This is a genomic window from Micromonospora sp. WMMD736, assembly GCF_049179015.1.
Classification (GTDB): Bacteria; Actinomycetota; Actinomycetes; order Mycobacteriales; family Micromonosporaceae; genus Micromonospora.
On record NZ_JBMHMI010000035.1, the window covers coordinates 1 to 4,375 of the forward strand.

Genomic DNA, 4,375 nt, shown 5'->3' on the forward strand with positions numbered 1-4,375 from the left:
CCTGGCCGACGTGTAGCGCAAGGATTGGGGCGTCCTGACTATTCGACTACTCGGGCGGACCGAGATACGGCGATTGGCGAGAGAGATCGATTTTCGCCCGCGAAAGTCCTTTGGCCAGAATTTTGTTCACGATGCGAATACCGTTCGCCGAATCGTGTCGGCTGCCGGAGTTCATCGCCATGACCACGTTTTGGAGGTCGGGCCCGGGCTGGGTTCGCTGACGCTGGCGCTGCTGGATCGCGGCGCGCATGTCACTGCGGTGGAGATCGATCCGGTGTTGGCGCGTCAGCTGCCGACCACAGTCGCTGAGCATTCGCACAGCGAGATCCACCGGCTGACGGTGCTCAACCGTGACATTCTCACGCTGCGCCGAACCGACCTCGACGAGCAACCGAACTCGTTGGTGGCCAACCTGCCCTACAACGTCGCGGTGCCGGCCCTGCTGCACCTGCTGGCCGAATTCCCGTCGATCAAGACGGTGATGGTGATGGTGCAGGCCGAGGTTGCCGAGCGGTTGGCCGCCGAGCCGGGTGGCAAAGATTACGGCGTGCCCAGCGCCAAGGTTCGCTTCTACGGCGACGTGCGCCGGCACGGGTTGGTGTCGCCGACGGTGTTCTGGCCGATTCCGCGGGTGTACTCCGGGTTGGTCCGCATCGACCGGTACGACAGTTCGCCGTGGCCCACCGACGAGGACTTCCGCGCCCAGGTGTTCAACCTCATCGACATCGCCTTCGCGCAGCGTCGCAAGACGTCGCGCAACGCGTTCGCCGAGTGGGCCGGTTCCGGCAACGAGTCCGCCAGCCGGCTGCTGGCGGCCAGCATCGACCCGGCCCGCCGGGGTGAGACGCTGAGCATCGCCGACTTCGTGCGTCTGCTGGAACGCTCAGGCGAGTGGCAGCCGGAGTCCGAGGGTCAGCAAGTTCGCAGCTGATCTCCGATAAGGTCGTGCGATGTCCGCATCCGACGGCAGCACCGCCTCCGAGTGGGTGCCGACCGGGTCGGTGACGGTGCGGGTGCCGGGCAAAGTCAACCTGTATCTGGCGGTCGGTGACCTTCGCGACGATGGTTACCACGACCTGACCACCGTTTTCCACGCCGTGTCGCTGCTCGACGAGATCACCGTGCGCAATGCCGACATGCTGTCGCTGGAGCTGACCGGGGAGGGAGCGGCGTCGCTGCCGGTCGACGAGCGCAACCTGGCCTGGCGGGCCGCCGAATTGATGGCCGACCACGTCGGCCGCGCGCCGGACGTGGCGATCAGCATCGAGAAGTCGATCCCGGTGGCCGGTGGAATGGCCGGCGGCAGCGCCGACGCCGCGGCCGTTCTGGTCGCGATGAATACGCTGTGGGAGCTCGGGGTGCGGCGTCGCGACCTGCACGCGCTGGCGGCCCAGCTGGGCGCCGATGTGCCGTTCGCGCTGCACGGCGGCACCGCGCTGGGCACCGGCCGCGGCGACGAGCTGGCGACGGTGCTGGCCCGCACGACGTTTCACTGGGTGCTTGCGTTCGCCGAGCGTGGGCTGTCCACGCCGGCGGCGTTCGCCGAGATCGACCGGCTCCGGGACGGGGCGGGCCCGGACGGCTCCGACACCGACGCCCCGCCCCGCCTCGGCGACCCGGAGCCGCTGCTGACGGCGCTGGCCTCCGGTGACCCGGCTGAACTGGCACCGCTGCTGGGCAACGACCTGCAGGCTGCGGCGCTGAGCCTCAACCCGGCGCTGCGTCGCACGTTGCGTGCCGGCGAGGATGCCGGCGCGCTGGCCGGAATCGTCTCCGGATCGGGTCCGACGTGTGCGTTTCTGTGCCGCTCGGCGCCCGAGGCGATCGATATCGGCGCCGAGTTGGCCGGCGCGGGAGTGTGCCGTACGGTGCGGGTGGCCAGCGGGCCGGTGCAGGGCGCGCGGGTGGTCCCGGCGCCGACCGGCGTCTGAGCGCCGATCCGCGACATCGGTCTGGTTACAGTTCGGTGTGAGCCACGCCTCAATCCGCGGGTCAGTTTGGCAGTTACTTAAGGGTCTCTTAAGATGATCGTCGGTGAAAACTAGCGGTCGAGTAACAAACGGGGCCACCGCTGCCGCCCGGCAGTCCGGCGGCCGGGGGGCAGGCCGGTTTGATGGTCGCCGTGGTGTCGTGCCACCGATTCGAGACGTAACGGCTTTTCAATTGTGTGCGCGAGCCTCCGCCGAAGCGCCTGCGTACTGGCGGAGCATGAAGAACGGGCCGGTGGCGGCCCCCAGGAGGTTGTCGTGAGCAGATTCACCGAGAAGATGTACCGCAACGCTCGCACCGTCAGCACCGGGATGGTGACCGGTGAGCCGCACGCGCCGGTGCGTCATACCTGGGGTGAGGTCCACGAGCGGGCGCGCCGGATCGCCGGCGGGCTGGCCGCGGCCGGCGTCGGGCCCGGCGACGCGGTGGGTGTGCTGGCGGGCTTCCCGGTCGAGATCGCGCCGACCGCGCAGGGCGTGTGGATGCGTGGTGCCAGCCTGACGATGCTGCACCAGCCGACGCCGCGCACCGATCTGGCGGTGTGGGCCGAGGACACCATGACCGTCATCGGGATGATCGAGGCCAAGGCCGTTATCGTCTCCGAGCCGTTCCTGGTCGCGATCCCGGTGCTGCAGGAAAAGGGTCTGACCGTCCTGACGGTGTCGGATCTGCTGGCCGCCGAGCCCATCGACCCCGTCGATACCGATGAGGACGATCTGGCTCTGATGCAGCTGACGTCCGGCTCGACCGGGTCACCCAAAGCGGTGCAGATCACCCACCGCAACATCTACTCCAACGCCGAGGCGATGTTCATCGGCGCCGAGTACGACGTCGAGAAGGACGTCATGGTGAGCTGGCTGCCGTGCTTCCACGACATGGGTATGGTCGGCTTCCTGACGGTGCCGATGTACTTCGGCGCCGAACTCGTCAAGGTCACCCCGATGGACTTCCTGCGCGACACCCTGCTGTGGGCGCGGTTGATCGACAAGTACCAGGGCACGATGACCGCCGCGCCCAACTTCGCCTACGCGCTGCTGGCCAAGCGGCTGCGCCGGCAGGCCAAGCCCGGTGAGTTCGACCTGTCGACGCTGCGGTTCGCGCTGTCGGGCGCCGAGCCCGTCGAGCCCGCCGACGTCGAAGATCTGCTGGACGCCGGCAAGCCGTTCAACCTCAAGCCCGAGGCGATCCTGCCGGCCTACGGGATGGCCGAGACGACGCTGGCGGTGTCGTTCTCCGAATGCGGCGCGGGTCTGGTCGTCGACGAGGTCGACGCCGACCTGATGGCCGCGCTGCGGCGTGCGGTGCCCGCCACCAAGGGCAACACCAAGCGGCTGGCCTCGCTGGGGCCGCTGCTGAAGGGCCTGGAGGCCCGGATCATCGACGAGCACGGCGACGTGATGCCCGCCCGCGGTGTGGGCGTCATCGAGCTGCGGGGTGAGCCGCTGACGCCGGGCTACATCACGATGGGTGGCTTCGTGCCGGCCCAGGACGAGCACGGCTGGTATGACACCGGTGATCTGGGATACCAGATGGAGAACGGTCACGTCGTGGTGTGCGGCCGGGTCAAGGACGTCATCATCATGGCGGGCCGCAACATCTACCCGACCGACATCGAGCGCGCGGCCGGGCGCGTCGAGGGCGTGCGTCCGGGCTGTGCGGTCGCGGTGCGGTTGGACGCCGGTCATTCCCGCGAAACCTTTGCTGTCGCAGTGGAATCCAATGCCTGGCAGGATCAGGCCGAGGTGCGCCGGATCGAGCACCAGGTGGCCCACGAGGTCGTTGCCGAGGTCGACGTACGGCCGCGCAACGTCGTGGTGCTGGGGCCGGGCTCGATCCCGAAGACCCCGTCGGGCAAGCTGCGCCGGGCCAACTCGGTCTCGCTCGTCACCTAGGTGTTTGCGCGAGCGTGCGTGTCTGCTGCACGACACGCGCTCGAGGGCAGCGGTTTGCGCACGCTCGTGGTCTCAGCGGTCCCGCTCGCGATGGAATTGGTGCACTGTGCATGGGCGTTGGCGGCGATAGCCGACGCTGTCGACGGTGTGTTCGTCGTGCGCGAAGATCTGTCGGCCATCGGCCCTCAGCCCAACTGCGAGGACAGCAGCGGAGAGATCAATCACGTACGTGGGCAGGCGATGAAGGATTGTGTGCTCTGGGGACCGGCCTCGTCTGTCAGCTAATGTGCGCCCACGACCGGCCGCGAGCGCGACCAAAATGCCGCTCGCCAGCGGGGTGTCGCGGAGCAGACACGCACGCTCGCGCAGACTAGGACCAGGCGTGGACGGTGTTCTGGGCCGGCTCCAGGCCCAGCTCGACCAGCAGTTCGGCGGCGTCGGCGCTCTGCTCGCAGATCGTCGGCACCTCGGCGCGCTCGGCCCCGCTGAAGTTC

Annotated in this window: 4 protein-coding genes; all 4 read left to right on the forward strand. The window is 68.5% G+C overall.

Annotation, left to right across the window (positions count from 1 at the left end):
* Window positions 1–34: 34 nt before the first annotated feature.
* The 4 genes from rsmA to ACN269_RS33135 all read left to right on the forward strand — a co-directional run bounded on the left by rsmA (window position 35) and on the right by ACN269_RS33135 (window position 4,166).
* Window positions 35–931 (forward strand): 16S rRNA (adenine(1518)-N(6)/adenine(1519)-N(6))-dimethyltransferase RsmA, encoded by an 897-nt coding sequence (rsmA, locus tag ACN269_RS33120; RefSeq protein ID WP_421477041.1) that lies wholly within the window; start codon window positions 35–37, stop codon window positions 929–931.
* Window positions 932–950: 19 nt separating this feature from the next.
* Window positions 951–1,931: a 4-(cytidine 5'-diphospho)-2-C-methyl-D-erythritol kinase gene (locus ACN269_RS33125; protein ID WP_421477035.1), complete on the forward strand. Its 981-nt coding sequence runs from the start codon at window positions 951–953 to the stop codon at window positions 1,929–1,931.
* A 315-nt stretch (window positions 1,932–2,246) separates the two neighbouring features.
* On the forward strand, window positions 2,247–3,881 hold the full coding sequence (locus tag ACN269_RS33130; protein ID WP_421477037.1) for a fatty acyl-AMP ligase: 1,635 nt from the start codon (window positions 2,247–2,249) through the stop codon (window positions 3,879–3,881).
* A gap of 18 nt (window positions 3,882–3,899) precedes the next feature.
* On the forward strand, window positions 3,900–4,166 hold the full coding sequence (locus tag ACN269_RS33135; protein WP_421477039.1) for a hypothetical protein: 267 nt from the start codon (window positions 3,900–3,902) through the stop codon (window positions 4,164–4,166).
* Window positions 4,167–4,375: the final 209 nt, after the last annotated feature.

What these genes read in the sequence shown, in the direction of transcription:
- ACN269_RS33125 (WP_421477035.1), top strand. Translation starts at nt 951, where the DNA reads ATGTCCGCATCCGACGGCAGCACCGCCTCCGAGTGGGTGCCGACCGGG.